The organism is Halopseudomonas maritima (assembly GCF_021545785.1).
GTDB classification, from domain to species: Bacteria; Pseudomonadota; Gammaproteobacteria; order Pseudomonadales; family Pseudomonadaceae; genus Halopseudomonas; species Halopseudomonas maritima.
Map to the genome: position 1 here is coordinate 2,621,956 of NZ_CP079801.1, position 21,985 is coordinate 2,643,940.

The following is a 21,985-nucleotide window of genomic DNA, read 5'->3' on the forward strand; positions in this document are numbered from 1 at the left end:
TCCAAATTGACCCCTGTTTGGGGCCTTGGGGAGGGGTGCTGTGGTTTACCTAGAACGTTTCCTGCAGTCAGTTGATCCACAGCTGGGCGTTAACGAGCGATTCCTGCTTGCTGCCCTTATGTTCGCATTTGATGGGCGTTGGGGAGGAATCGTCGTCGCTGACGTAGCTGATCGTCTGGCGGTGTCGGCGAAAATGGTGCGCAACGGTTTCAGGCTTCTTTGCGACGCAGGCTGCCTCGTTGATGACGATAGAGTGACAACGTCGCCTGGCCGCCCGAAGCTCAGTTTTAGCTTGTCTGCCGATCTTAAGCAAGCTCGGACGGAGTTCAGCAGGGCAGAGGCATGGGGTAAGCAGCGTCAGGCTATCCTCGAGTGCCTTTGTGGTGCTGCCTTTAGCTATGATCCTAAAGGTGGTCCGGATCTGGGAACTAAAGTCGGGCATGGTCATCCGCCAACTCGCACCCGATCATCTAAGCTTCCAGTGCCTGCTCGACTCATTGCCAGCCTTATGGTCGATAGGTCTGATGAGTTGGGCTGTGTTCAGGGTATCAGCAAGGCCCGCCTGCGAGAGCTGACTGGGATCTCGGATTCTGGTGTGCGAAAGCACGTCAGGGAGCTGCACCAGCGAGGTGTCATTTTGGGAGCGGTGCCCGGGGTTTCGAGCAGGTTGCTTGCTGAGCACAAGGTGACCTCTGTCTACCTGCTCAACTTGCCAGATTGGCCATGTCTTGCCGGGCGATTTGCTGCGAGCTGTGTTTTCTTGGACGTAGAGCAGGCTGACTTCCACGGTGAGCTTTTGGAACAGCTGTCTTTCTTGCCACAGGTGTTGCGAAAGCAGGTGATGCAAGTGGCACTTGAAACACTGCTATTCAGGCTGCTTCAAGAAGCAGCCAAATTGGTCCCCTCGTGTCCGGAGAGTCTGAGTTCGGCTCAGACGTTTTATGACGACTGTGCTAGCTCGTCAGGGCTGAATGACAGAGTTGCCGCTCTCCTGCATCCTCAGTTGGCCGTTTATCAGGCTGTCTATGGCCATGGCATACCTGCGAACATTTTATCTCTGCTGTGTGGGAGGCTAGTCTGGTTTTGCATTGAGACGGCGATCAGAGTTCGTCGTATTCTCATCGACCGTGGGCTCAGAGTGGACGACCTTGATGAGCTCCAGATCTGGCCCCGGTTGAAGGGGAGCAAGGTGCACGTCTGTCGGTTGCTGTTCATTGCACCCGGTGAAGGCTGAGCTGTCTCTCGGTAGCACTTGGTTGAGGCTAGCCGTTCCAGAAGGTCATTTTTTACTACGTCGCCACATCCTCTGAGCTAACAGAGGAGACTGCTCATGAGGATCATTCGACTGCGTGACGTGATGAGCGCAACTGGCCTGGCACGGTCAACTATCTACAAGCACATCAGCGAGAACACTTTCCCCAAGCCAGTATCCATGGGCGACCGTTGCGTGGGGTGGATTGAGAGCGAGGTCCAGGACTGGATTCTGGAGCGTATTGAGGAGCGGGATCAGCAAGCCGGCGCGGCATAACAGGGGCACCACGGCGCAAGGTCGTGGTGCTCCTATGCCGACTTGCTCCCCTCGAGCGCTCATCCCTCATCAGCTAACTTGTCAGTGACTGTTCATCAGGTTTTGCTCCGCCCCACCGTGACTTTTCCCTCAGAAGTGCTTGCTACGCTGGGCATAGGCTGTCGGTCTGGATCGGGATCTATTTATATACCCTACAAACAGTATTCATCTGATAGTGGTAACTAGGCTATCCCATACACCTACAGAGCCATAGACAGGACATCAATACCCTACAGATCAACCAGGTATCAGAACTGCATTCAGGTTAAAAAATACTCACCTCACCAGTGGTATGTACCTCAACAGGAGACATACCATGCACGACTACATACCCACCATTTCCCAAGCAGAAGTCAGCTTCAAGATCGATCAGCTCGTAGACGATGCTCTACGCAGAGGTGAATCGGCCTACATCCCACAATCACGTCCAGACAGGCCATACCGCAAGACGATGCTAGGAGCGGATCTGGACTACCTCAGTCAGATGCTCGCTCTGTTCGATGGTCGTGTGGATTACGACTACAGCGAGAACCTGGAACTGTTCTACGACGCTTGCCAGGACATCAGGCTGGAGCATGTCGGTCGTTCCTATACCTGTCCTGATCCAGAGGCTAACGGTAGCTACCTGTCAGAGCCTGAGACCATGAACCTGCTGTTAGACCGTATCCGTGACCTGAGTAAGCGTGAGCGCTACCAACGCAGGTGTGCAGACCGTCGATACCAAGCCAAGCGGCAGGACGAAGAGCTACGAGAGTGGACCGACAAGGTGATGGAACGCTACGCCAGGACGTTGGTGCTGAGGCTGAACTTCTACTACCGGGAGTCCGCTAGGCTACGACTCACTGTCGAGCAGGTGTTTGCTGACATGAACGAGATGGTCAGGGCTCGCAGGACCAATCCCGCCTTTGACCATCTGGTGGGCTACATCCTTCGGGTAGAGCAGGGCGAGGATCAGGGTTTTCACATCCATGCGGCATTCTTCTTCAACGGATCAGAGCGTTTTCGTCAGTTTCACGTAGCTGAGCGTATCGGTGAGCTGTGGGAAGGGATTACTAACGGGCGAGGGTACTGGCATGACAGCGCTAGGGAGTGGGTAAAAAGGGGCGGTAACGATGAGCACCGAGGCACTGGCATGTTTCATCGCAGTGATGAGAAAGGACGCTACGCAGTCATGGAGCTGATGACCTACCTGGTTAAGGACAAAGGACAGCACCTCAGGATTAAGCCTGCTGGTGCCAGAGCGTATCGGACGGGATGCATACGCTAGCTGCCAGCTCCGACTGTCCATAGCTGATCAAGCCTAGTGGTGAATGCAGGGCTCACTAAGTGTGTACTATGTACAGTACCTGTCTGCGCTCTAAGAAAATCTCTAGTCTCCGTCTAGGGAAAAATGTTGAAAGCCGAATCAGGTAGCCTGATTCGGCGATTCCTCCATGGAGTCAAAAAGGGTGCTTCCAATATCGACAAATATGAGGCTAGGAGCACCCGTAGAATCGGATTCTAGTTGCTATTCAGAGATTGAAGCCGTGCCTGCAGTGCGTTTCGCGCTTGAGGTGAAGTGTTGCCTGGATTTGTAGATGGGAAATAGAGACAAAAGGCAGATGGCACCGGGTACTAAAGACGTTAGCATTACTATGGCCAACAGGGCACTGTTGGTTTGCCCCACCAGCTCTCCTGCACTGGACTCGACAAAGCCGCTGAGCTGCAGTCCAATACCGGCGAGCCCTGCCCCAAGACCTAGTCCGAGTTTCTGTCCGAGTACCCAGATGCCGGTAAAAGAGCCCTCCTCAGCTAGGCCCGAGCGTTGGCGTTCGGCCGCGACAATATCTGGCATGATGGCAAAGCAGAATAGTTGTTGGCCTGCATTGGCAATACCTAGGACGATAATGGCTAGCCAGAATCCCCAGAAACCGTCTTTTGCGAACCAGAATAGCGCCATTCCGAGCGCATAGAGGGTGGTGGCTAGGTAAAATCCGCGGTACTTGCCGCTCCAGCGGGCCAGCCGGGTCCAGAAGATGGTAGTAATTACAGTCAGGGTCATTACGCCGATAAAGATTTTGCTAACGGTTAGTTCCTCGTTACCCAGCCAGTACTTGTTGTAAAAGCTGATTAGTGAGGAATTTACGCTGACCGATACCATCTGGATAATGAAGCCCAACCAGAGCCAAGCGAACGCCGGCACTCGCAATGGCTGCAGCAGGCTGCCGCTGCTTTGCCGACTACGCTGGATTACTCGTCCGTTGCTGGTACCCAGCACCGTAGTGGTCATTGCGGCAAAGGACATGAGCCCGATTAGCAGGCCCATGGTGGCGAATGCTGGTCGTTCACCACCACCACTTTGAACTACCCAAGGTGCTAGTCCGCCGGCAAGCAGAAAGCCAACTGAAAGGAAAACGCTACGCCAGCCAGCTATTCTGGTCCGTGTTTTGCTGTCCTCAGTGACCTCGGCGAGCATGGTGATATAGGGCACTTCGAAGAGTGTATAGGCTGTAGTGGTGAGGGTGTAGAGAAGCAGTACCCAGATCAAAGCGCTGCGCCAGTGATTGAAATCAGGCGGGGAGAACAGGGCGATGAACCCAATTACGAACAGCACTGCGCCCACGGCCATGAATGGTCGGCGCCGCCCCCAGCGCGTATCTACTCGATCGGACCAGCGACCGATAAGAGGATCGGTGAAAAGCTCGATCAACTTCGGGAACAGCAGCGCCATTCCTGCAGCGCCGGGCGGAATGCTCAGCGCTTCTGTCATGAAATATAAAAGTAGAATCTGTGGGGCGATGACGAATATCGCCGTGCCGATACTGCCCACGCCATAGGCAAGTTCAAAACTCAGCCCTGGGGTGCGCTTAGTTTTGGGCATGGTGAAGCTCCTGTTCAGGATGCGCCGACTGCCGGGCATGGCGATCATGACCGAGTCTCACAAAGAAATGGGCGAAAACCGAGGTGGCCTGAGGATGCCACCCCAGCTGGTTTTACGCTGTGACCACTGTTAGGCCTGCGCCTTGGGGGCCACAGAACGGGTCTAGAAGCTTGAAGAAGGTATCTGGGTCGATTACCTGTTCTGGCGCGAAAACGCCGAACTCCTTGATGTTACCGTTCTGTAGCAGCGGAAGGAAAAGGGCGTGGGGAATACCGGTAATGGTCGCCATGCCACCGACAGGTCGGTGGTTGATATAGGCTCCGGCGGTGGCAGGTTGGCCATTGCGGTAGCCGGCGGCAAAGGCAAGCGCACCGGGTACATCCGCCCGGTCCTTTTCTGCTAGTCTGGCCTGACGAGCTTCGCGACCACCCTCTCCGGCCAGCAGTCGCGCGGCATCATCTACGCTCATGTGCGCCATCGCTACAGCACTGGCTACCTGGCGCAGGTCGCTGGCGATATCGTCGATGCCGAGCATGCCGTTGTAGCAGTTCTGCAACTGGGGAAAGCGACGTATCAGCGTGACAGCTTCCGGGTGGCCCAACGACCACACGTCGAGGTTACCGAGACCGGGAAATTCGATCGTCGAATGTTCCAGCGGGTCGGTATCAATGAACCGGCCTTGCCGCAGTACGCGAATCTTTTCGGATAGACAGTGCATCAAATGTACTGCGGCGGCATCCACATGGCCGGTGGCAGGTAGCGGGGTGAAGCCGTCATCGTCATTGATCGCGCCCGAGAGCTTCCAGGCAGAGACCAGCGTATCCACTTGATCCAGGGTCTGGGCGGCCTTGACGCACAGCAGATTGATGATGCCGGGGCTGGCTCCCAGGCCGATGACCGCCTTGACCTGGTTCTGGCGGGCCCGTTCGTGCAGGGCGAGCATGTCCAGGGTCGGCTGCCAGTCATCACAGATGTCGCAGTAGTGTTTGCCCTCGTCGATAGCAGCGCTGAGTACCGGCACGCCAAAGCGGAAAAACGGGCCGGCGGAATTGAGCACGACATCTACATCGCGCATGGCAGCGCGCAGCGCCTGATTGTCGGTGATGTCCAAGTGCAGGTTGCGAACTCGAGGATCTTCGAGTGAAGCGACAAAGCGTTCGGCCAGTTCACCATCAATACCCGCAACGATAACTTCACTGATAAAATCATAAGTCAGCGCGGTGCGCACAGTTGCGCGCCCCATGCTGCCGCTTCCACCTATAGCTAATACTTTCATGTTATTTCCTTTAGATGCTATGACCCGGCTGTTACCGAGTCGGTTACCTGTGGAGGGGAGTGATTTAGCGCACCCCTTCGTTCCTCAGAGCTGCAGGGGTGAAGTCGGAAAACCTTGCGGGTATGCCAAATTCGAAGCTGTTGCGCTCCTCGTTCTTCATACCCAAGGCCAAATAGCGTCCAGCATTCAGGTCATATATGACTTCCAGGGTGTAGGCTGGGGTCTTGACGTGGTAATACTGCTGCATGTGTCCCTCGGCAACGCGCCATAGTTGGCCGCGACCGTCGTAGTGGTCCACATGGGCGAGCTGCCAGGTATCCTCGTCGAAGTACATTTGGCGCTGGGCATAGATGTGGCGTGCTTCGGGCTTGACTGTGGCGACGACTTCCCATACGCGATGCAATTCGTAGCGTACGTTTTCCTGATTCAGATGCCCCGCATGTATGATGTCTTCATACTTAAGGCTGGGAGAGTCCAGTTGGTAGCTGTTGTAGGGAATATACAGTTCACGCTTACCCACCAGCTTCCAGTCATATCGGTCCGGCGCACCACCGAACATATCGAAGTTGTCGGTAGTGCGAAGGCCGTCTGCGGCAGTACCGGGGCCATCGTAATCGACTTGAGGGGCGCGACGTACGCGACGCTGGCCAGCGTTGTATAGCCAGGCCGAGCGAGGCTCTTTCAACTGATCCAATGTCTCGTAAACTAACAAAACGTTGCCGGCCAGTCGGGCTGGAGCGGTAACCTGCTGCTTGAAATACGAGATAATGTTGTCACCTTTGCCTTCTGGCAGATCAGGCAAGTCTTGGGGAGCCGCGACTGTCTCTTCAAAGCGAACTGGAATGAAGGTACCGTTGGTACTTGGCGTTGCCTGCGTGATGATTCGCCGCATATTGCCGCCACGATAGCGGGTGATATGGTTCCACAATACCTGTAGGCCATCCTGGGGGATCGGGAAAGCGTAATATCGGCTGTTCTGAAAGTTGCCTACAGCGTAACCGTTGTTCTCTGCTGTAGTCTCTAGGGCGCTTATTTTAATCCGGTTGTATATATCGTCTGGCAGAGCAGCGCTGCGCCGGCTTGGATAAATCGGCATTGTGAAAGTGGCCGGGTAACGATTGAACATAGCGATTTGTCCGGGCGTCAGCTTGTCACGATATTGCTCCAGGTTGGCAGCGGTGATTATGAATAATGGCTTGTCATCGGCGAAGGGGTTTTCCAGAAAACCCTTGGCATCGACTTGGCCGGCATTGGTTACCAGCCCGCCAGTCCATTCTGGGATGGTGCCCTCAGCATTGCCAGCACGCTCTGCACCGATAGGGGTCAGGTCTTTGCCCAAGCGCTCAGCTTGCTCGCTTGAAACTGCCGATAAAGCATGTGGGGACGCGGCAGCCAACAAGCTCACCGCGACGTAGGTGAAGATAGTCGTTTTCATGGTTATCTCTCGTCTGCGTACAGGAAATCAGAAGCTCACGCCGAGGCTCAGCGCAATAAAATCTCGATCAACTTCGGTGTTGTAACGCCCGCCGAAAAAGTTGGTGTAGTTGAGGCTGGCGCTGTACTTGTTTAGGTAGTTGGCGTCGAGCCCGAGGCTAATAGCTTTGGCCCCTTCGATGAAGTTGTCGTTGGGACCATAGCCGGATACGTCATGTGACCAGGCCAAGTTGGGTTCTAGGTTGATGCCGGCAATGACATCGCTGTACTCAAGGCTGGCGGCCAACTGGTAGCCCCAGGCGTTGGTTGTGGTATAGCCTTTTCTTCGAGTGTCACCGAATACAGTATCTCGGCCGTAGCGGAGCTGGCGTGTGCTTTCCAGGCCGGATGTATGGGTTAGCGCTGCCTCGCCTACCAGTACCATTTGTTCTGCGCCGAGGACCTGATCGAAGGTGTGGATTAGCGTAGATTGCACTTGGCTGACTTCTTTGCGCTTATAACCGCGGACCTGACCGCCGGGTTCAACCCCCAGATTGGATATGGCCGGATCTACTGGAGTCAGTAGACCTAGAGTCATATCCGCGGCGTTAAAGCTAACCGGCGCGTTGGGACGGTAACTGATCTCACCGCTCCACGCTGTGCCACTAGGCAGGGTAGTGGCGAAGCTAACACCGAATAGGCGTATATCCTCGGGATAATCCATGAAGTACCTTGCACTGCCTAACACAGTTGCTGCCGTCAGCCCTTCCAGTGTCGCCGGGTCGGTTACGCCCATACCTATCGCGCTGCCGATGATATCGTTGAGGCTTGCATAGGTGCTCAGTGGTGCGGCTTGGTATGCCAAAAAGGGGACGCGGCTATGGTAGTTCATGGCAAAAAAGCCGAACTCTGTACTGTCAGTTTGCAAACGGAGCGCAAGCCCCCACTGACCACCATCTCGGGCCTCGCGATCTTTGAGGCGGGGAATCAATACCCCTTCTGCACCACCCGGATACGCCTGACCATGGATTGCCGCGATGGGTGATAAAGCCATAAGGTCGCCATCAAGCACAGTGAAGTTATCTGCGCAACCTGGCGCGGCGACATCGGAGCTGAAGAAGGTGCCACAGTTGTCTAAAATGTAGGGCTCCCACTTCAATTGATAGAATGCCTCCAAGTTCACAGTGTTGCTCAACCGTTGCGAGGCAAAGACCATCGGCACTGGTACCAAACCCTCTTTTAGTTCAGCCCCTGGACGGCGCAAAGCAGCGACATCCCAAGGATTCACAGAGTTAATACCTCCGCCTATAAAGGTGCTTTCGCCCCAGCTGACTACCTGCTGGCCAAGCCGCAGGTGGCCTGGCATATTTCCTAGGTAATAGTTGTGATAGACGAACGCGTCTAACAGGTCATAACCTGAGGATTTGGCGGCTGGTGAGCGTCCTTGGTCGCTTATCTGCTTGAAGGTGCGCGACTCGTCTTTAAGCTCGAAGTCGTACCAGTATTTGCCGCGGAAAAAAGCCCCACTATCCTCGTATCGGAACTCAAGGTCGTGGACCCCTTTAAAGATTTTGGAGAAGGTTTCACCGCGCTTGAAGTTCATGCGGCCATCATCCCCGGTGGAAGATGCGCCATGACCGCCGTTGTTGGTGTCGATTAGTCTGCTGCTGGGCTTGCTGGTACTCCAGCTGGCACCAATCGATAGCTGTGAGTCCAGGCTACCTTGGACCTGACCTATATCGAAGTCCACCGCCTGGGCTGCGGTGGCAACACCAATCGCCGCCGTAAGCACACCCAAACGGGATACTGAGCGTAGATTATTGTTCATTGTCGTGAGCTCCATTCAAGCTGTTTAAGCAGAGTGATTGAAGCGCGTTGGAGAAGGGGTGATTAGTCCCCGAAAGAGCTCATTTGCGTACTAGTTCTTTAGGATTAATGCACTGTGCTATGGTGCTTTTCTTCTGTGTGGTCGCAGTCCCGCCAGGCGATGCCCTATGGAAGAGCGCTTTCAGCGGTAGCCGATCATCCCGGTAGGTTAGAACATTCGACTGTGCTTCTAGATGGGCCGTTTTGTACGGCATCAGACGTTTTATGGTAAGAATGTGTTCCGCCTTTGTTTGTGCTGGAACATTCTCGATATGGACTTTTCCGCGAACTTGCCCCCTCGGCTACCGCGCCCACACATTCCGCGCCCCCGCCTAAGCAGACCGATATTGCAGGCTCATGCTCGTGTATTGCTCTTCTGCGCACCGGCCGGTACCGGCAAAACGGTATTGCTGCTGGAATGTCTGCAGCAGTTGCCAACAGAGGCCACGGTGCACTGGGTGCCGCAGTTGGCTAGTCTGAGTGATCCAGAGACCTTGATGCAGCAGCTGGGGAGTGTCTTTGGGGTAGATGTGAGGTCATTTTCAAGCTTGGCTCGGCTGCTGAGTAATCAGGATGAAGCCGTGCACCTAGTGCTGGATGACTATTGTAGGAAACCCGTTGCTGGGGTGGATGACCTGCTAGTGCAGTTGATTCAAGCAAGTTCTCCGTCTATTACCTGGTGGGTGAGTTGCCGCCGCCCCTTGTCTGAAGTCTTCAGTCGTCTCGCCGTGCAGGGTGATGTATTCCAGACGGGTGGTTGGTCGACCATGGCGTTCACCTCTGTGGAGAGGCAGGCTTTGCTGGATTGTGGCGCTTTAGACTTGCCAAGCAGACAGCAACTGGCCATTGCCCGGCAGACCGAGGGTTGGTGCATTGCCGTACGGAGTTTTCTGACTGCGGACCGCGCGGACCTGCAACCGCACTGGCCGGCCTCGCTGCGGCAGTATCTTGAGAGTGAGCTGTTGGTACAGCTGAGCGATGAAGAGCGTGATTTGTGGTTGCTGCTGGCACAACTTGGTCGGTTTTGCGCGGCGTTAGTAGCTTACGTTACCGGGGGGCGTGAGTTTGATTGCGCGCTCCGGTTGCAGGGGCTGGTGGAGTTGGGTGCTTACATTGAACCTTTAGGTGAAAGCGGTTTTTGGTACTGCATGCATGAGCCAGTGCGCCAGATGGTCAATTGCTGGGCTGGTGTCCCGGCGTCAGGACACCAGCGTGCCAGCCAATGGTATGCAGGCCAGGGCCATTGGCAGCTAGCTGTGGAGCATGCGTTACATGCCGGCCGGGAGGCGGAGGCGCTCAGCATGGTGCAGTGGGTTTCTGATGAGCAGTCCATGAGCGGCGATAACGTTACTGTGCTTAGACGTCTGCAGGAGATGGTGCCCGAGGACATCCTGCCGAGCTCGCCGCGATTGGTGGCGCTGCTGGCCGGTGCTCAGATTTTCACTGGGCAGTTACGAGAAGCGGCTATGACCATGGAGCACTTTGCCAAGTTCATGCCCCAGCCTAGTGCCGAGCTGGAGGCCGCCATCGTCACCCAGTGGCAGGTGTTCTGTGGTTGGAGTCATCACCTCGAGGGGCGGCGCGAGCAAGCTCTTCCTCTGCTTGAACAGGGCTTGCAACAGACCGGGGAAGCCTTCTGGGAGCTGGGACTGACCTGCTACAGCGCTTTAACCCAGCAGGCTCTCTTGATTGCCGATCTGGAACTTGCGCAGCGCTTGAGCCGGACCGGCCTGCGCCAGGCCAGGCAGCGGAGAAGCGTGGTGCTGGAAGCCTATCTGGAGCTGGACCATGCGCAGCTGCTGGAGCACCGTGGTGCATTGCTTGAAGCCGAACGGGTGTTGCAGCAAGCATGTCTGCTGCTCAATGAGGATGATATCAATCAGAGTCCAGTGCTGGGCCGTATCCATCTGCGGCTGGGGCAGCTCATGTTGCGCCAGGGCAAGCTGGCTGCTGCGCACCGCTATTTCACCTGCGGCCTGCAGGAGACCCTGCGCTGGGGCGACCATCGCGCATTCTACGGGTATTGCGGTCTGGCTTTCATCGCCTTGGGGGCGCATAACGATGCCGCTGCTCTGGATTACTTACAGGATGCCGAGCGCTGCATGCAGCGCAATCATATTCCAGATGAGGTCTATCGCCCGTACCTGTCGTTTGCCAGCAGCATAGTTCGTTTGTATCAGGGGCGCTTCCAGCTTGCGCAAGAAGCGCTTGGCGAGTTGCTGCGCGACTACGCAGACCAGCCAAGCCTGACGCCACCACCGGCTTCATTCGAGATGCTCCAGCGCTGCCAGCTATACCAATCCATCGCGTGGATGCTGCTGGGGCAGTATCAGAAGGCTATTGCTCAGATACAGGATGTGCTGGCCTACGCGCTGCAGCGCGGCCTGATCACCCTCAGCGCGGAAAGCCAGGCGTTGTTGAAGCTGGCTCAATACGGGGCGGCCTGTCACATGCCGAGCCTGTCGCAGATAGAAGCTCTGTTCAAGCCTTGCCATGACCTGGGATTGTTTGGCATCTCCGATGAAATGTGCCGGCTGTTTCCTGAGTTGTTGGGTAGATATACCGAGCGTGGAATTGAAGCTCAGGAAGAGCTGCTGAGCGCACGCGAGGTGGAAGTGCTGAGGTTGGTGGCTGCCGGGTTGGCCAGCAAGCAGATCGCCGACCAGTTGTTTATTTCGTTGCATACGGTCAAGGCGCATTTGCAACGGATATACAAGAAGCTTGGTGTGGTTAGGCGCACACAGGCGATTGCCAAGGCAAAACTGCTTGGTATCTTCCTGGAGTAGGTCCATATAAAAGATACCTTTACTCTGGGAGCTTTGTACCGGTGCAGGGTTTGTTTGCGCTTAATTGCCAGTCGAGCCTGACTTGTTTTGCCCAGCTAGGTTTTCACCTTGCGTTCCATAGCTGATCAAGCCAGGTGGTGAATGCAGGGCTGAGTAGCTGGCGCTGCATTTACCATTCTGACTTGGTGGGAACATGTCCAGGGCGGATCGTACTTTTTCCCCGGCGTTGGTTGCTTTAATTGGACTGCACAGCCGCGGGCGATCAGGTGTCCGATCATGAATATCTTGCTGGTCTTGCACAGCCGAATGATAGATCCTAACTGGCACGAGCTGTAATGCCTGTCTGTGGTGTGAGAAGAAGCCTTCCTCAATGCCCTCGAAAGGTGCTGGTTCCGTGTAGGGCAGGGCGTCTGGCTTCTGAAGAGCTTATTAAAGAAAGAATTTGTATTTGATCGGCCTAGTACGGGTGTTTTGAGTAAGTCACTGACATGCCATCATAACGCCGCCGGTTCACTCAACAGTTAGTCACCAAGTTCAAATTTCAAGGAGATTCCTGCATGGGAGCTTGGTCGCACAACCCGTTCGGCAATGACACTGCTTGCGATTGGGCATATGGCCTTGATGAGCGGCGAGACTTTTCACTGATTACCGAAGCTATCCAAGCTGTTCTCGACAATGGCAGCGACTACCTTGACTCAGATCTAGCCAGTGAGGCTGTCGCCGCTGCGGAGATTCTTGCTAAGGCCCTTGGGCGCAGCACGCAGACTGATAGCAACTCCGAAGAGGTAGATGCCTGGATCAAATCCATCACTGCCAAACCCTCCCAAGACTTGCTGTCCAAGACCAATGGAGCGCTCGTGCGCTTCATGGGGCCTGACTCTGAACTGAGGGAGCTGTGGGAGGAGAGTGAGGATTTTGGGAGCTGGGAGTCATCAATCAAGGCGCTGCAGTCAGCTCTTGGTTTCTAATGATGCATTCAAGCCGAAGCTGCTTCGTGGCTCGACTTAGCTCAGGCGTTGGGCGAACCCCGTATGAGTTGTGAGTACGCCGGACTGATCAGAGACACCATGACTAAGGTTTCGCGCTGTGCAAGTCTTACAACACCGTCAAGCAGGCTGGTGCCCGCACCAGCCTGCTTGACGCTCTGAGGCTCATGACCAACATCCTGCTAGTATTGCAGTCGGGCGTGATCGCTCACTAACAGCGGTCTCACAGCAGGCCTAGGTTGTGCAGTAGCAAACTGTCTCATGAACGGAGGAATGATGACGCATGATATTGACGTAATTGGAGAGTTCGATCCCGACTCCTCTATTCTCTTCCTAGGCTCTGGATTCAGCCTCGGCGCAAGCAACATCGCGAATGGTACCCCGCCCAACGGCAGGGGGTTGCGGCACCACTTTATTGAGCAACTTAACCTGCCCAGAGATACGGACTACGACCTGCAAGTTCTCAGCGAGGAGTTTGCCGAGCATGACTCCGGTAAGCTTCGTGACGAGTTGTATAGGATTTTTCGGCTGACCGAGCTAACTGCTGGACAAACAGCTGTATTAAATGAGCCTTGGCGACGTATCTACTCTACTAATTACGATGATGCGGTCGAGTTGCACAGGTTAAAAAAGAAAGTGCCGCCGAATGCCTTCGATATCTCGGAGCCAGTTCCGAACAAGCTTCCTCACGGCGCAGTAGTGCATCTCCATGGAAGCATCCGACTGATTACAGCTGATAATGTGATGAAAAGCTTGGTTCTCGGCGAGGGATCCTACGTGAACCAGTATGTCGTGCGCTCACTCTGGTACAACCAATTTCAGCGCGATTTGGCTTTTGCAAGTACCCTATATATCGTCGGATACAGCCTTGCCGATTATCATATCGCTGGTCTTCTCATGGCCAACCCTAAACTTGCTGAGCGAACTATCTTCATACAAGGACCTACCGTCGACGAAACGTTCCTGAGACGCACTGCGCAGTATGGGCGCACTATGTTCATAGGCACCGACGGCTTCGCTGAGATTCTAGCGCGTACCCCACGCTCTGTTGCTCCTTCGTTGGATAATCTACGCTCTTTCCGCTCGTTGTCGCCTGTACGAGACAGAAAAGCAGTCGCTCGTCCGACCGCTACAGAGGTGTTTGATCTTCTAGTCTATGGCAATTTCGATCCTGCTCGTCTTGCTCGCTCGCAACCAAGTGAGGAGTACGCGATTGCTCGGTCGGATTCGGTGCGCACGGCGGCTGATGCTGTTGAGAGTAAGGCATCGCTCGTTGTCGATGGTCGCCTTGGTAATGGCAAGTCGATTTTCCTTCAATTACTTGCATTCGAGCTTTCGTCGAGAGGATGGACTTGTCTTCAGCTCCAACTCGGTCACCCGGACTTTCAGCGTGAGGTTGCGGCACTGGCTGGGGTCGATCGATTGGTCGTATTTGTCGACCAATACTCGGCTGCTCAAGATAGTTTACGTGGCCTCCGCGATGCGCTTCCACAGGCTAAGCTCGTGGTGGAAGTGCGGACGGGGACGTTCGAGGTTCGTTTCCACGAATTCATACAGCTTCTGCCTCAACCGTTTGATCGGATTAGCCTTAACGCCTTAACACGATCCGAAATAGCCTCATTTGGGCGGCTGTGCGAGAGTGCAGGGCTTCGTGCTCCTGATCCAGAGCATCGTGGCGACCTACGGGACCTTTTGCTTGATCTTTTCGACAATGCCGCAGTCCGCGACCGTGTGAAAGAGGCTCTAGCCCCTCTGTTTGAAAATAGGGCTACCCGGCGAATTTTGACTATGACGATGCTGATTGCCACCCATCAAGGCTCCGTCGGTGCATCATTCGTGAGAAGCGTAGTTGGTGAGGATCCATTTATGGCTCTCAAACCGCTAGAGGATCTATCGCATGAAATTTTCGAGACTTCGGCCGATGGCTTCAGAGCCCGATCATCTATCTTCTCCTCGTTTGTGATAGCTGCGTTCATTGGACCAGAGGAGATCGCCGAAGCTGTTGTCGAGGTGACGCTGGCCGCTGCACTGCGGCGAACTGAGCGACTCTATCGAGTTCTTATGTCGAACATGATTGCGTATTCGAGCTTGCGGAGAACCCTGCGCGGCAAGGGCGATCCGGATACCGTCATCTCCAGCATCTATGAACGTTTGCGATATGATGAGCGGGTGAATGGTGAGCCGCTCTTTTGGCTTCAGTATGCGATAGCGATGGCGGAAAAAACTCGGCTCGATGCGGCCGACGAGTTCATTGCTACGGCTTATAGAAAGGCCAGCGAGCTCCCCGGCTTTCAAACCTACCAAATTGATACCCAGGCTTTTCGTATAGCGCTGATGCGTGCGACGGAGCAGAGCTCGGGGCAGGCTATTTTCAACATTGATGCCATTATTCTTGGGTTTGAGCGGATCAATGCCATGCTCGGCGACGGGAGTCACCGGTTCTACGCTGTGAAAGTGCTTGAGCACGTTCAGCCGTTTGTGATGGCACGGCTTGGCGATTTGGTAAACGGCGAGCGAACCGCCTTGCAGTTCTGGCTTCTAAAGGTGGAAAAGTCTCTCTCTTCGCTGCCAGATGCCTTCAAGGCAGCAGCAGGTTCTGAGGCCATTCGTACGAGCGTCGAGGATGCCGCCAAGATGTTTATCGACCAGCGTTAATCGTTTTGTGGTCTGTAGATATCGAGCTTTTCTGCCGCCTTGCGCCGTGTGCTTCTTTCTCACCACCCTGGAAAAGCGGTGGGATTTAGAAGGGTAACGGTCTGCTCATGGCCATTTCTTGCGATAAAGCTGATGTGCCCTCCGGTGATAGGGAAGACTGTGCGGATTAGCTATTGCTTGGATAGTGGTTACTGGGATGGTTTGTGAGGGTCGTCCTAAAAAGAAAAGCACCCCAGCCAGGCCCGAAGGCCGCTGAGGTGCTTTTGCTCAGTAGACCCCGCTACACTGTAGCGTGGCTTGCACGTTGAACCTGATGAACTCCTCGCTCGGAGCGCCAGTGCGTTTTACGCGTTCCAGGTAGGACAGGTCATATTCCTGAATCACTTTGTCAAACACGCAGCTACATACCTCTTTACCTGCACCACCTTGAGCGCAGCCTGAGAGAAACTCCCCGCGCATCTTGTCTTCCGGGCTAGAGCAGCCAGCTGCCAGTGCGCTCAGCGCCAATACCGCCATCAGTTTATTTTTCACACGTGTTTACCTTTATATGCGGCTCAGCACCTGGGACATTCCCAGCGCGACGCCAATGAACAGACCAATGACCTGAGGGCCTGCAATCCAGAACAGCTTGATGAACACCAGGCTGCAGAATCCGCCAGACGTGAACACCGCAGACGGGCGCGCGAAGCGGCAGATGGCATCACCCAGCAGGGCGCCACCCCAACCCAGCAAGGTGCCGACTAACACTGCAAAGGCTTTAGCGAAGAATCCCGCACGCAGCACCATGCCGGAATTGTTGAAGGTCACCATGAAGATGGCCACGGCGAAGGCTGCCAGCGCCCAGCCTAGTACCTTCACTTGGACAGGAAGAGAGTCATCGATGTAGTCATCATCGTCGTCTCGCGGATCACGTTGGTCGAGATTGTTTTGCTCCATACAGCTAGCTCCTTGGGTGTTCGCATTGAGCATTATTGGATTTTTGGTTACCACGACGCCCGGCAGGTGTTCTCGGGGTGGTCGAGCGGTTTGATCACGTCGATGCCCGTGGTTGGCAGGCTGACGGTTTGGCCACGCTGACTGATCTGCAGCGTTTTTGCGGTACGCAGGTGCTCCCAGAAGGAGGGGAACAACTGGCCGCAGATGTTGCAGTAGGTGTCGAACGGGTTGGTGTACTCGGTGCCGTCGAGAATGACGTTGAATCCCGGATCTTTCTCCGAGCTGTACACCTGGCCATCGATAGTGGCGTAGGCCTGAACGTACTTACCGTCGTCGTCCGAGCAGGCGATCAGCAACTCATTTTGGTTGCCGTCGTTGATGGTGTACTCAGTCGTGCCCATAGCCCAACCTGAGGTCCACTCGGCAGCGCTGACACTGCTGATGCTCAGCACGCTGATCAATGCGGTGGCGCAAAGCGATTTCTTCATGGCGTCCTTTCCTGTGCTGTTTCGGGAGTCAATGGGTATAAATTGACGTCAAATCTACCTGTTGAGTTGATTCTCATCGCTGTAAGTCCTTCATGTCAATCGGTCGACGCCCAACTATTCGAGTCGAATAGGAGGGGTTATGGCTAAACCAGAGAACACAGTGGCTGCGAGCATTGGTCGCACAATCGCAGACATGCGCGCCAAGGCGGGCATGACGCAGGACGATGTTGCCGGCAAGCTGGAGATTGGCCCTGAGGCTGTCTCGCGGATGGAGCGGGGTGTGGCGATGCCGTCGATTGCTCGGTTATACGAACTGGCCGAGCTGTTTGGTTGTGAAGCGGTAGACCTGTTAACGGTCGGTAGCTCGCATGTGGACGATCAGGCTCGTCACCTCAAAACGATGCTGGAGCCGCTGGGGACCGAGGACCGAGAGTTGGTCATGCGGCTGGTTGAGCAACTGACCGAGCGTCTGCAGAAGTAGTGTTTTAGTCACCTCACTTAGACGGTGCAGGCGGTTCCTCGTCAGCCTCATCCATCAGCAGAAATCCGCAGTTCAGGCACAGGCTGTCGAAAGTACCCAGCCAGTGCTTTGCCGCGTTGTCTGCCAATGCAACGCCTTGCTCAACGCCTGTCTCAATGGTTGTTGCTGGCGCCTGGAGTAACGCAACCAACTCCCCCAGCTGACGCCAAGGGGCTGGCTCTTCAGGCTGCTCTTGCTGGCGCTCCACGTGCTGGCGTAACAGCGCATCCAACACCCCGGCCATCACAGCCAGGGTGCACAGGTTCTGCCGATGGACCAGTGTGGCGCTACGGCAGATGGTGCAGGTCTTCATCATGGGTGGATCTCCTTTTCGGCTTCGCTCAGATCAACCCACGCTCGGCAAAGCTCACCGCGGTGGCTCCACCAATCACCAGGTGATCGAGCAGGCGCACATCGATGGTTTGCAGGGCTGTGTTCAGGCGAGTGGTCAGGGTGCGGTCGGCCTGACTGGGCTCAGGCACACCGCTCGGATGGTTGTGGGCGAGGATCACAGCAGCGGCGTTGGCATTGAGTACGGCTTTGATCACCTCGCGGGGATAGACGCTGGCACTGTCGATGGTGCCGTAGAACAGCCGTTCAAAACGCAGCACACCGTGCTGGCTGTCCAAGAGGATGACGCCAAACACTTCGCGCTCCTCATTGGCTAACTGGGAGATGAGGTAATCGCGAACCAGGTTCGGATTGGTCAGGTAGTTACTGCGATAAAAGCGGGCTTCCAGTATGGACTGGGCCCAGCTCAGTACTTCGGTTTCGGACAGCTCGATGCCTGCCGTCGGCACGAGGGCCGACGACGATTTTGGGTTACTCATGATGGTCTCCTGATATAGGAAAACCCACCCGCTCAGGCGCTGGCGAGTGGATTCGCTTGTTGCAGGTTGTGGGTACGTTCGAGAATCAGGTCGTGCAGGGTCGGCTTACCGTTGCGGCTCCGACGGCTGCTGTACTGCGGCGTGGGCTTTTGCGTGGTGGTTGCTGGCGCTGACTCAGCCACCGATTGCTCTGGATAGAACTCCTCAAGGACCAGATGCGAGTCCTCTTCACTGTCTTCAAAGGCGCCATTGATGAGCCCCATACGTGCAGCGGCATCCAGTGCGTGCTGATCAAAGCCTGCATCGCGCCGTGACTGATCCAGCTGGTGTGCTTGGGCCAGAGCATCCTCAAGACTCAGCCCACTACGCAGGGTTAGATCCACGTAGTAGATAGGTGAGCCATGGCTTTGCCGGGTGGACTTACCCCGCAAGCGTAGCTCCAGTGGCAGGCACGCAAGTCGATCCCCAGACAATGCCTGCAGATAGCTCAACCGGGCCGATAGGGTGCGGATGCTGTTGTAGCCGGTAGTACGAAACACAAAGCTGCCCAGCGGATCGTCATCACCGATGGCGACGTTCAATCGGCCATAGGGCTTACAGTTACCACCGGGTGCCAAGGGGCAACCGTCAGGCGAAGGGCAGGGCAGCGATTGAATGCCTTCTGCCGTCGAGCGTTTGCACGACTCACCGTTACCGACACAGAGCGGTCGGCCACTGGTGCGGTCAAACAGACTGTATTCGGCGCGGAAGTTGAGCTCCGGATCGTTGAACAGCAAGCGCACCGGAATACTGCGGATCTTGCCGCCTTGCTCCTTGCGCAGCAGCTCATCCAGTGGATGGACCAGCCAGCCATCGCGGGTCTGGACCTGCGAGGTGATGGTGAACTGGTCGTCTTTCTCCGGCAGGCGTTTGCCGTTCTTCTCGACTACTTTACCGATGGAGATACGCCCGAGCACGGGCGGGGTGATTGCCAAGCCTTTGATCATGGGAATGCTCCTAGAGGAAACAAAAAGGCCGACGCCATAACGGCAGTCGGCCTGAAGGGGAGTGATGGGAGATAAAGCGACTCAACTGACCAGAAAGCGCCGGCTGCCGGGTTTGCTGATCTGGTACTGCGTCTTGAGCGCGGGGTGGTCCTTGAACAGCGCATCCAGGTCGAGACCGGTGCCGTCCTTGGATTTCTTCCAACTGATGCTGCCGCTGGCGAAGAGCGCTTTACTGGCTTCGCCCATGGCCTGCTGCAGCGACTGCTTGAGCTCGGCTTCGCGCTTGCCCAGATCACTCAGGGAAGAGCGCACCTGCTTGAGCTCATCGAACGCCTCCGACAGGGCTGTATTTGCTGAAAGATCCAGCTGCTCACCATCGTCAGCGGGGTAGAGCAGGCGCAGTGCCGCTTCTGCCGAGTCCGATCCATCTGCTGGTGGTGGAGTGTCGGTCTCAACGTAGTGCCAGAACTGACGCTCCAGGGCGATCAATTGCTCGATCAACGCCTCGTCACGCTCGATGCGGTAAACCTCCAGCTGCTGCCCACCGAGCAGCACAGCCACATCCGCCGCTTGCTTACCGGTGACAGCCAACTGATGCATGACCTGAACCTCGACGTACTTGGGGACGCCATCACGCCAGAGGCGGGCACCGTTCAGACCCGCCGTTTTGCATTCAAGGATCTGCACCTCACTACTGCCAACCACTTCCCGGTCGATATTGGCCAGCATCCAGGGCACGTCAGGGTGCCGCAGCACGGCATTCACCTTGCGCACCTTGTTGCCGGTGCGGCGCTGATATTGGGAAGCCACCACCGGCTCCAGCACCACGCCCCAGAACACCGGGGTGGTGTCGTCTTCGGGGTTGGGTTTAGCGAGTCCCACGTCACGGTTGGTTTTCTCCAGCCAGAGCTCCAGCTGGGATTTGTAGGGGTTGAGGCCGATAGCGGTTGCCGCATCCGAGCTGCCGATACCGCGTTTTCGCACGTCTAGCCAGTCGTTGCGAGTCAGGTCTTTGGTGCTGACCAAGCGCAGGAGGCCACGGTTAGCTTTGTTCGTGCCATTGGTAGGTGTGGTTTGATGCGTATTCATAAGCAAACTCCAGACGCACAAAAGCCCGACCAGCAGACACTGATCGGGCTCAGGCGAGTAAGTAGAAAGGGGAATTGAGGGAAACGGAAAACCCGTACGGGAAAATCAGGCGATCAGCTCCAGGGCGTGATCCAGAGCCTTTTGCTTCAGGGTGGCACCTTGACCAAACCAGGCTGAGTCCAGCCGGTGATCAATGCTGCGGGCGCGTTTCTCGTGATCGACGTACTCGGTCACCGCATTGAGCAAGCCCCACGCGGTGTCCTGTGCTGATACCAGTTGAGAGCCGCGTCCTTTGCCAGCGTATAGATCCTGCACTTTCTGCAGGGCGCGGTGCTGGGTGAGTTCGCGGCGATCCTCCACGTCCTGCTCGGTGTCGCAAATCACCCGCAGGAAGTAGCCAAGCGCTTCACCGGTGTTCACCTTTCGTTGAGACAGATGCTTCATCCGGTACATGAAGTCATCCCACTGCGCGACCGAGATGCCGAGCTGGCGTTTGACTGCCTTGGCGTTGAACTCGGTGTTGTGCGGCACCTTGATTGACTCGGAAGCGCCATTCACTGCGATGGCCAGGGTGTTGTTGCATACCACCCGTACCGTCGTTGGCGTGGCGACGGTCGACAGGGTGCCGTCGCAGGAGGTGGCCAGCAGCAGGTAGCCGTTGACCAGATCGTTACCCTTGAGTGCTGAGGCCTGCCCTGTACGCGCCAGTGCCCAGAACTTGCGGCCACCTTTGAGCACGCCCGCGGTTTCCAGCTCAAAGCCTGCGTACTCAGTCAGATCTCGGTAGAACTCCAGCACGTCGAACGGCTGCACCACCTTGTAGCGCTGTGAGACGACTGAGAGTGGGGCTTTGGTGTCCGAGCGATAGAGCACCTTTTGCTCCGGGAAGGTGTGAATGCTGCCCAAGTGCGCAGCGGAGTCCGACAGGAACCGTACCGGAGACTCTTCAATGTGCCAGTTCATCCCGGCTTCATGCTGCCAGACCTCCAGCGGCTGATTGCGGGACAGCTTGCTACCCAGGCCATGCCAGGGTGTGGTGCCAACGTAGGCCATGTTTTCAACTTGATGTGCCATGGAAACCTCCAAAACGGCATAGACCGCCCGAGCCACAGAGCCCAGGCGGTCAAAGACAATGAGAAAGGGACAAAGCGAGACAGGGAAATACAGAGAAAGCTGGAAGGGCGGGGATCAGAAGTGTGCGTTGCAGTCGAGGCAGCGGAAGCGGCAGAGCAGTTGCTCATCGAGCACCTGACCTAAGCGCAGTCCAGCAATGCAACCAGCAAAGGCGCCAGTGATAGCGCCAAGCACCGCGCCCGCACCAATGCCAGTAGGGCCACCAGATGCACCGACTTGCATGCCGATACGCAAACCAGCTGCAGCACCGGATGCAGAGCTGGCTGCAGCACCACTGAACGCACCGGCCACGGTGCCTACGGTGCCACCGATGCGCTTGCCGTAATGGCAGTACACCACGCGCTGTGAGCGACAGCGCGGACAGGATTTGGACATAGAGAATTCCTCACGAGACAGGCCAGTTGAGCGGACTGGCTGGGGTAGGCTCGTGGGAGTTATGTAGGGTTGAAGAAAATTCGAATGGATATCGCTTGTTTGAGGGGGTGATTCGCGCCAGCTTTCCGATGATGCGTACGCGCTGCAGAGCAATGCTGATGTTGTCAGGAGCGCAATCGATTGACTGGACCTGACACTCTATGTCGGCATTGGTGCCT

The 21,985-nt window shown here is 55.9% G+C and carries 20 protein-coding genes; 7 read left to right on the top strand and 13 right to left on the bottom strand.

What is annotated here, in order from left to right:
* Window positions 1-40 precede the first annotated feature (40 nt).
* The 3 genes from HV822_RS12070 to HV822_RS12080 all read left to right on the top strand — a co-directional run bounded on the left by HV822_RS12070 (window position 41) and on the right by HV822_RS12080 (window position 2,834).
* Window positions 41-1,234, top strand: a complete 1,194-nt coding sequence (locus tag HV822_RS12070) for a hypothetical protein (RefSeq protein WP_238870315.1) — start codon at window positions 41-43, stop codon at window positions 1,232-1,234.
* 96 nt (window positions 1,235-1,330) lie between these two features.
* Window positions 1,331-1,528: a helix-turn-helix transcriptional regulator gene (locus tag HV822_RS12075; RefSeq protein WP_238870316.1), complete on the top strand. Its 198-nt coding sequence runs from the start codon at window positions 1,331-1,333 to the stop codon at window positions 1,526-1,528.
* A 355-nt stretch (window positions 1,529-1,883) separates the two neighbouring features.
* A complete protein-coding gene (locus HV822_RS12080; RefSeq protein ID WP_238870318.1) occupies window positions 1,884-2,834 on the top strand; it encodes a YagK/YfjJ domain-containing protein in 951 nt (316 codons plus the stop codon).
* A gap of 240 nt (window positions 2,835-3,074) precedes the next feature.
* Here the strand turns inward: HV822_RS12080 and HV822_RS12085 are convergent, their stop codons facing one another.
* From HV822_RS12085 to HV822_RS12100, 4 genes are all read right to left on the bottom strand, one after another.
* Window positions 3,075-4,475 (bottom strand): MFS transporter, encoded by a 1,401-nt coding sequence (locus HV822_RS12085; RefSeq protein WP_238870320.1) that lies wholly within the window; start codon window positions 4,473-4,475, stop codon window positions 3,075-3,077.
* 64 nt (window positions 4,476-4,539) lie between these two features.
* On the bottom strand, window positions 4,540-5,703 hold the full coding sequence (locus HV822_RS12090) for a saccharopine dehydrogenase family protein (RefSeq protein ID WP_238870321.1): 1,164 nt from the start codon (window positions 5,701-5,703) through the stop codon (window positions 4,540-4,542).
* A gap of 64 nt (window positions 5,704-5,767) precedes the next feature.
* The gene (locus HV822_RS12095) at window positions 5,768-7,138 is read right to left on the bottom strand and encodes a DUF1329 domain-containing protein (RefSeq protein ID WP_238870323.1); all 1,371 of its coding nucleotides are present in this window, start codon (window positions 7,136-7,138) and stop codon (window positions 5,768-5,770) included.
* A 27-nt stretch (window positions 7,139-7,165) separates the two neighbouring features.
* The gene (locus HV822_RS12100; RefSeq protein ID WP_238870325.1) at window positions 7,166-8,944 is read right to left on the bottom strand and encodes a DUF1302 domain-containing protein; all 1,779 of its coding nucleotides are present in this window, start codon (window positions 8,942-8,944) and stop codon (window positions 7,166-7,168) included.
* A 385-nt stretch (window positions 8,945-9,329) separates the two neighbouring features.
* Here HV822_RS12100 and HV822_RS12105 point away from each other — a divergent pair, with 385 nt between their 5' ends.
* From HV822_RS12105 to HV822_RS12115, 3 genes are all read left to right on the top strand, one after another.
* Complete coding sequence (locus HV822_RS12105) at window positions 9,330-11,768, top strand: helix-turn-helix transcriptional regulator (protein ID WP_238870327.1); 2,439 nt, start codon at window positions 9,330-9,332, stop codon at window positions 11,766-11,768.
* A 557-nt stretch (window positions 11,769-12,325) separates the two neighbouring features.
* A complete protein-coding gene (locus tag HV822_RS12110; RefSeq protein ID WP_238870329.1) occupies window positions 12,326-12,736 on the top strand; it encodes a DUF4259 domain-containing protein in 411 nt (136 codons plus the stop codon).
* A 294-nt stretch (window positions 12,737-13,030) separates the two neighbouring features.
* Window positions 13,031-15,409 (top strand): SIR2 family protein, encoded by a 2,379-nt coding sequence (locus tag HV822_RS12115; RefSeq protein WP_238870331.1) that lies wholly within the window; start codon window positions 13,031-13,033, stop codon window positions 15,407-15,409.
* Between the two features lie 267 nt (window positions 15,410-15,676).
* On the opposite strand, the gene HV822_RS12120 is transcribed toward HV822_RS12115, so the two are convergent.
* Genes HV822_RS12120 through HV822_RS12130 form a run of 3 tightly spaced genes read right to left on the bottom strand, consistent with a single transcriptional unit; the run spans window position 15,677 to window position 16,833 of the window.
* Entirely contained in the window at window positions 15,677-15,940 is a 264-nt protein-coding gene (locus HV822_RS12120; protein ID WP_238870333.1) for a hypothetical protein, read from the bottom strand.
* Between the two features lie 12 nt (window positions 15,941-15,952).
* A complete protein-coding gene (locus HV822_RS12125) occupies window positions 15,953-16,345 on the bottom strand; it encodes a hypothetical protein (RefSeq protein ID WP_238870335.1) in 393 nt (130 codons plus the stop codon).
* 47 nt (window positions 16,346-16,392) lie between these two features.
* Window positions 16,393-16,833, bottom strand: coding sequence for a hypothetical protein (locus HV822_RS12130; protein WP_238870337.1), 441 nt, complete (start codon window positions 16,831-16,833; stop codon window positions 16,393-16,395).
* Between the two features lie 139 nt (window positions 16,834-16,972).
* On the opposite strand from HV822_RS12130, the gene HV822_RS12135 reads away from it, so the two are divergent.
* Window positions 16,973-17,314: a helix-turn-helix domain-containing protein gene (locus HV822_RS12135; RefSeq protein ID WP_238870339.1), complete on the top strand. Its 342-nt coding sequence runs from the start codon at window positions 16,973-16,975 to the stop codon at window positions 17,312-17,314.
* Window positions 17,315-17,327: 13 nt separating this feature from the next.
* On the opposite strand, the gene HV822_RS12140 is transcribed toward HV822_RS12135, so the two are convergent.
* From HV822_RS12140 to HV822_RS12165, 6 genes are all read right to left on the bottom strand, one after another.
* Window positions 17,328-17,669, bottom strand: coding sequence for a hypothetical protein (locus HV822_RS12140; RefSeq protein WP_238870341.1), 342 nt, complete (start codon window positions 17,667-17,669; stop codon window positions 17,328-17,330).
* Between the two features lie 25 nt (window positions 17,670-17,694).
* Window positions 17,695-18,183, bottom strand: a complete 489-nt coding sequence (gene radC, locus HV822_RS12145) for a RadC family protein (protein WP_238870343.1) — start codon at window positions 18,181-18,183, stop codon at window positions 17,695-17,697.
* Window positions 18,184-18,215: 32 nt separating this feature from the next.
* Window positions 18,216-19,169 carry a recombination directionality factor gene (locus HV822_RS12150; protein ID WP_238870345.1) on the bottom strand — a complete coding sequence of 318 codons (954 nt, stop codon included), beginning with the start codon at window positions 19,167-19,169 and terminating at the stop codon, window positions 18,216-18,218.
* Between the two features lie 81 nt (window positions 19,170-19,250).
* Complete coding sequence (locus HV822_RS12155) at window positions 19,251-20,258, bottom strand: YqaJ viral recombinase family nuclease (RefSeq protein ID WP_238870347.1); 1,008 nt, start codon at window positions 20,256-20,258, stop codon at window positions 19,251-19,253.
* 105 nt (window positions 20,259-20,363) lie between these two features.
* On the bottom strand, window positions 20,364-21,332 hold the full coding sequence (locus HV822_RS12160; RefSeq protein ID WP_238870350.1) for a DUF932 domain-containing protein: 969 nt from the start codon (window positions 21,330-21,332) through the stop codon (window positions 20,364-20,366).
* A 114-nt stretch (window positions 21,333-21,446) separates the two neighbouring features.
* Window positions 21,447-21,767, bottom strand: coding sequence for a hypothetical protein (locus tag HV822_RS12165; RefSeq protein WP_238870352.1), 321 nt, complete (start codon window positions 21,765-21,767; stop codon window positions 21,447-21,449).
* Between the last annotated feature and the right edge of the window lie 218 nt (window positions 21,768-21,985).

Coding starts and splice junctions, on each gene's coding strand:
- HV822_RS12075 (WP_238870316.1), top strand. CDS start 1,331: ATGAGGATCATTCGACTGCGTGACGTGATGAGCGCAACTGGCCTGGCA.
- HV822_RS12080 (WP_238870318.1), top strand. CDS start 1,884: ATGCACGACTACATACCCACCATTTCCCAAGCAGAAGTCAGCTTCAAG.
- HV822_RS12085 (WP_238870320.1), bottom strand. CDS start 4,475: ATGATCGCCATGCCCGGCAGTCGGCGCATCCTGAACAGGAGCTTCACC.
- HV822_RS12090 (WP_238870321.1), bottom strand. CDS start 5,703: ATGAAAGTATTAGCTATAGGTGGAAGCGGCAGCATGGGGCGCGCAACT.
- HV822_RS12095 (WP_238870323.1), bottom strand. CDS start 7,138: ATGAAAACGACTATCTTCACCTACGTCGCGGTGAGCTTGTTGGCTGCC.
- HV822_RS12100 (WP_238870325.1), bottom strand. CDS start 8,944: ATGAACAATAATCTACGCTCAGTATCCCGTTTGGGTGTGCTTACGGCG.
- HV822_RS12110 (WP_238870329.1), top strand. CDS start 12,326: ATGGGAGCTTGGTCGCACAACCCGTTCGGCAATGACACTGCTTGCGAT.
- HV822_RS12115 (WP_238870331.1), top strand. CDS start 13,031: ATGACGCATGATATTGACGTAATTGGAGAGTTCGATCCCGACTCCTCT.
- HV822_RS12125 (WP_238870335.1), bottom strand. CDS start 16,345: ATGGAGCAAAACAATCTCGACCAACGTGATCCGCGAGACGACGATGAT.
- HV822_RS12130 (WP_238870337.1), bottom strand. CDS start 16,833: ATGAAGAAATCGCTTTGCGCCACCGCATTGATCAGCGTGCTGAGCATC.
- HV822_RS12135 (WP_238870339.1), top strand. CDS start 16,973: ATGGCTAAACCAGAGAACACAGTGGCTGCGAGCATTGGTCGCACAATC.
- HV822_RS12140 (WP_238870341.1), bottom strand. CDS start 17,669: ATGATGAAGACCTGCACCATCTGCCGTAGCGCCACACTGGTCCATCGG.
- radC (WP_238870343.1), bottom strand. CDS start 18,183: ATGAGTAACCCAAAATCGTCGTCGGCCCTCGTGCCGACGGCAGGCATC.
- HV822_RS12150 (WP_238870345.1), bottom strand. CDS start 19,169: ATGATCAAAGGCTTGGCAATCACCCCGCCCGTGCTCGGGCGTATCTCC.
- HV822_RS12155 (WP_238870347.1), bottom strand. CDS start 20,258: ATGAATACGCATCAAACCACACCTACCAATGGCACGAACAAAGCTAAC.
- HV822_RS12160 (WP_238870350.1), bottom strand. CDS start 21,332: ATGGCACATCAAGTTGAAAACATGGCCTACGTTGGCACCACACCCTGG.
- HV822_RS12165 (WP_238870352.1), bottom strand. CDS start 21,767: ATGTCCAAATCCTGTCCGCGCTGTCGCTCACAGCGCGTGGTGTACTGC.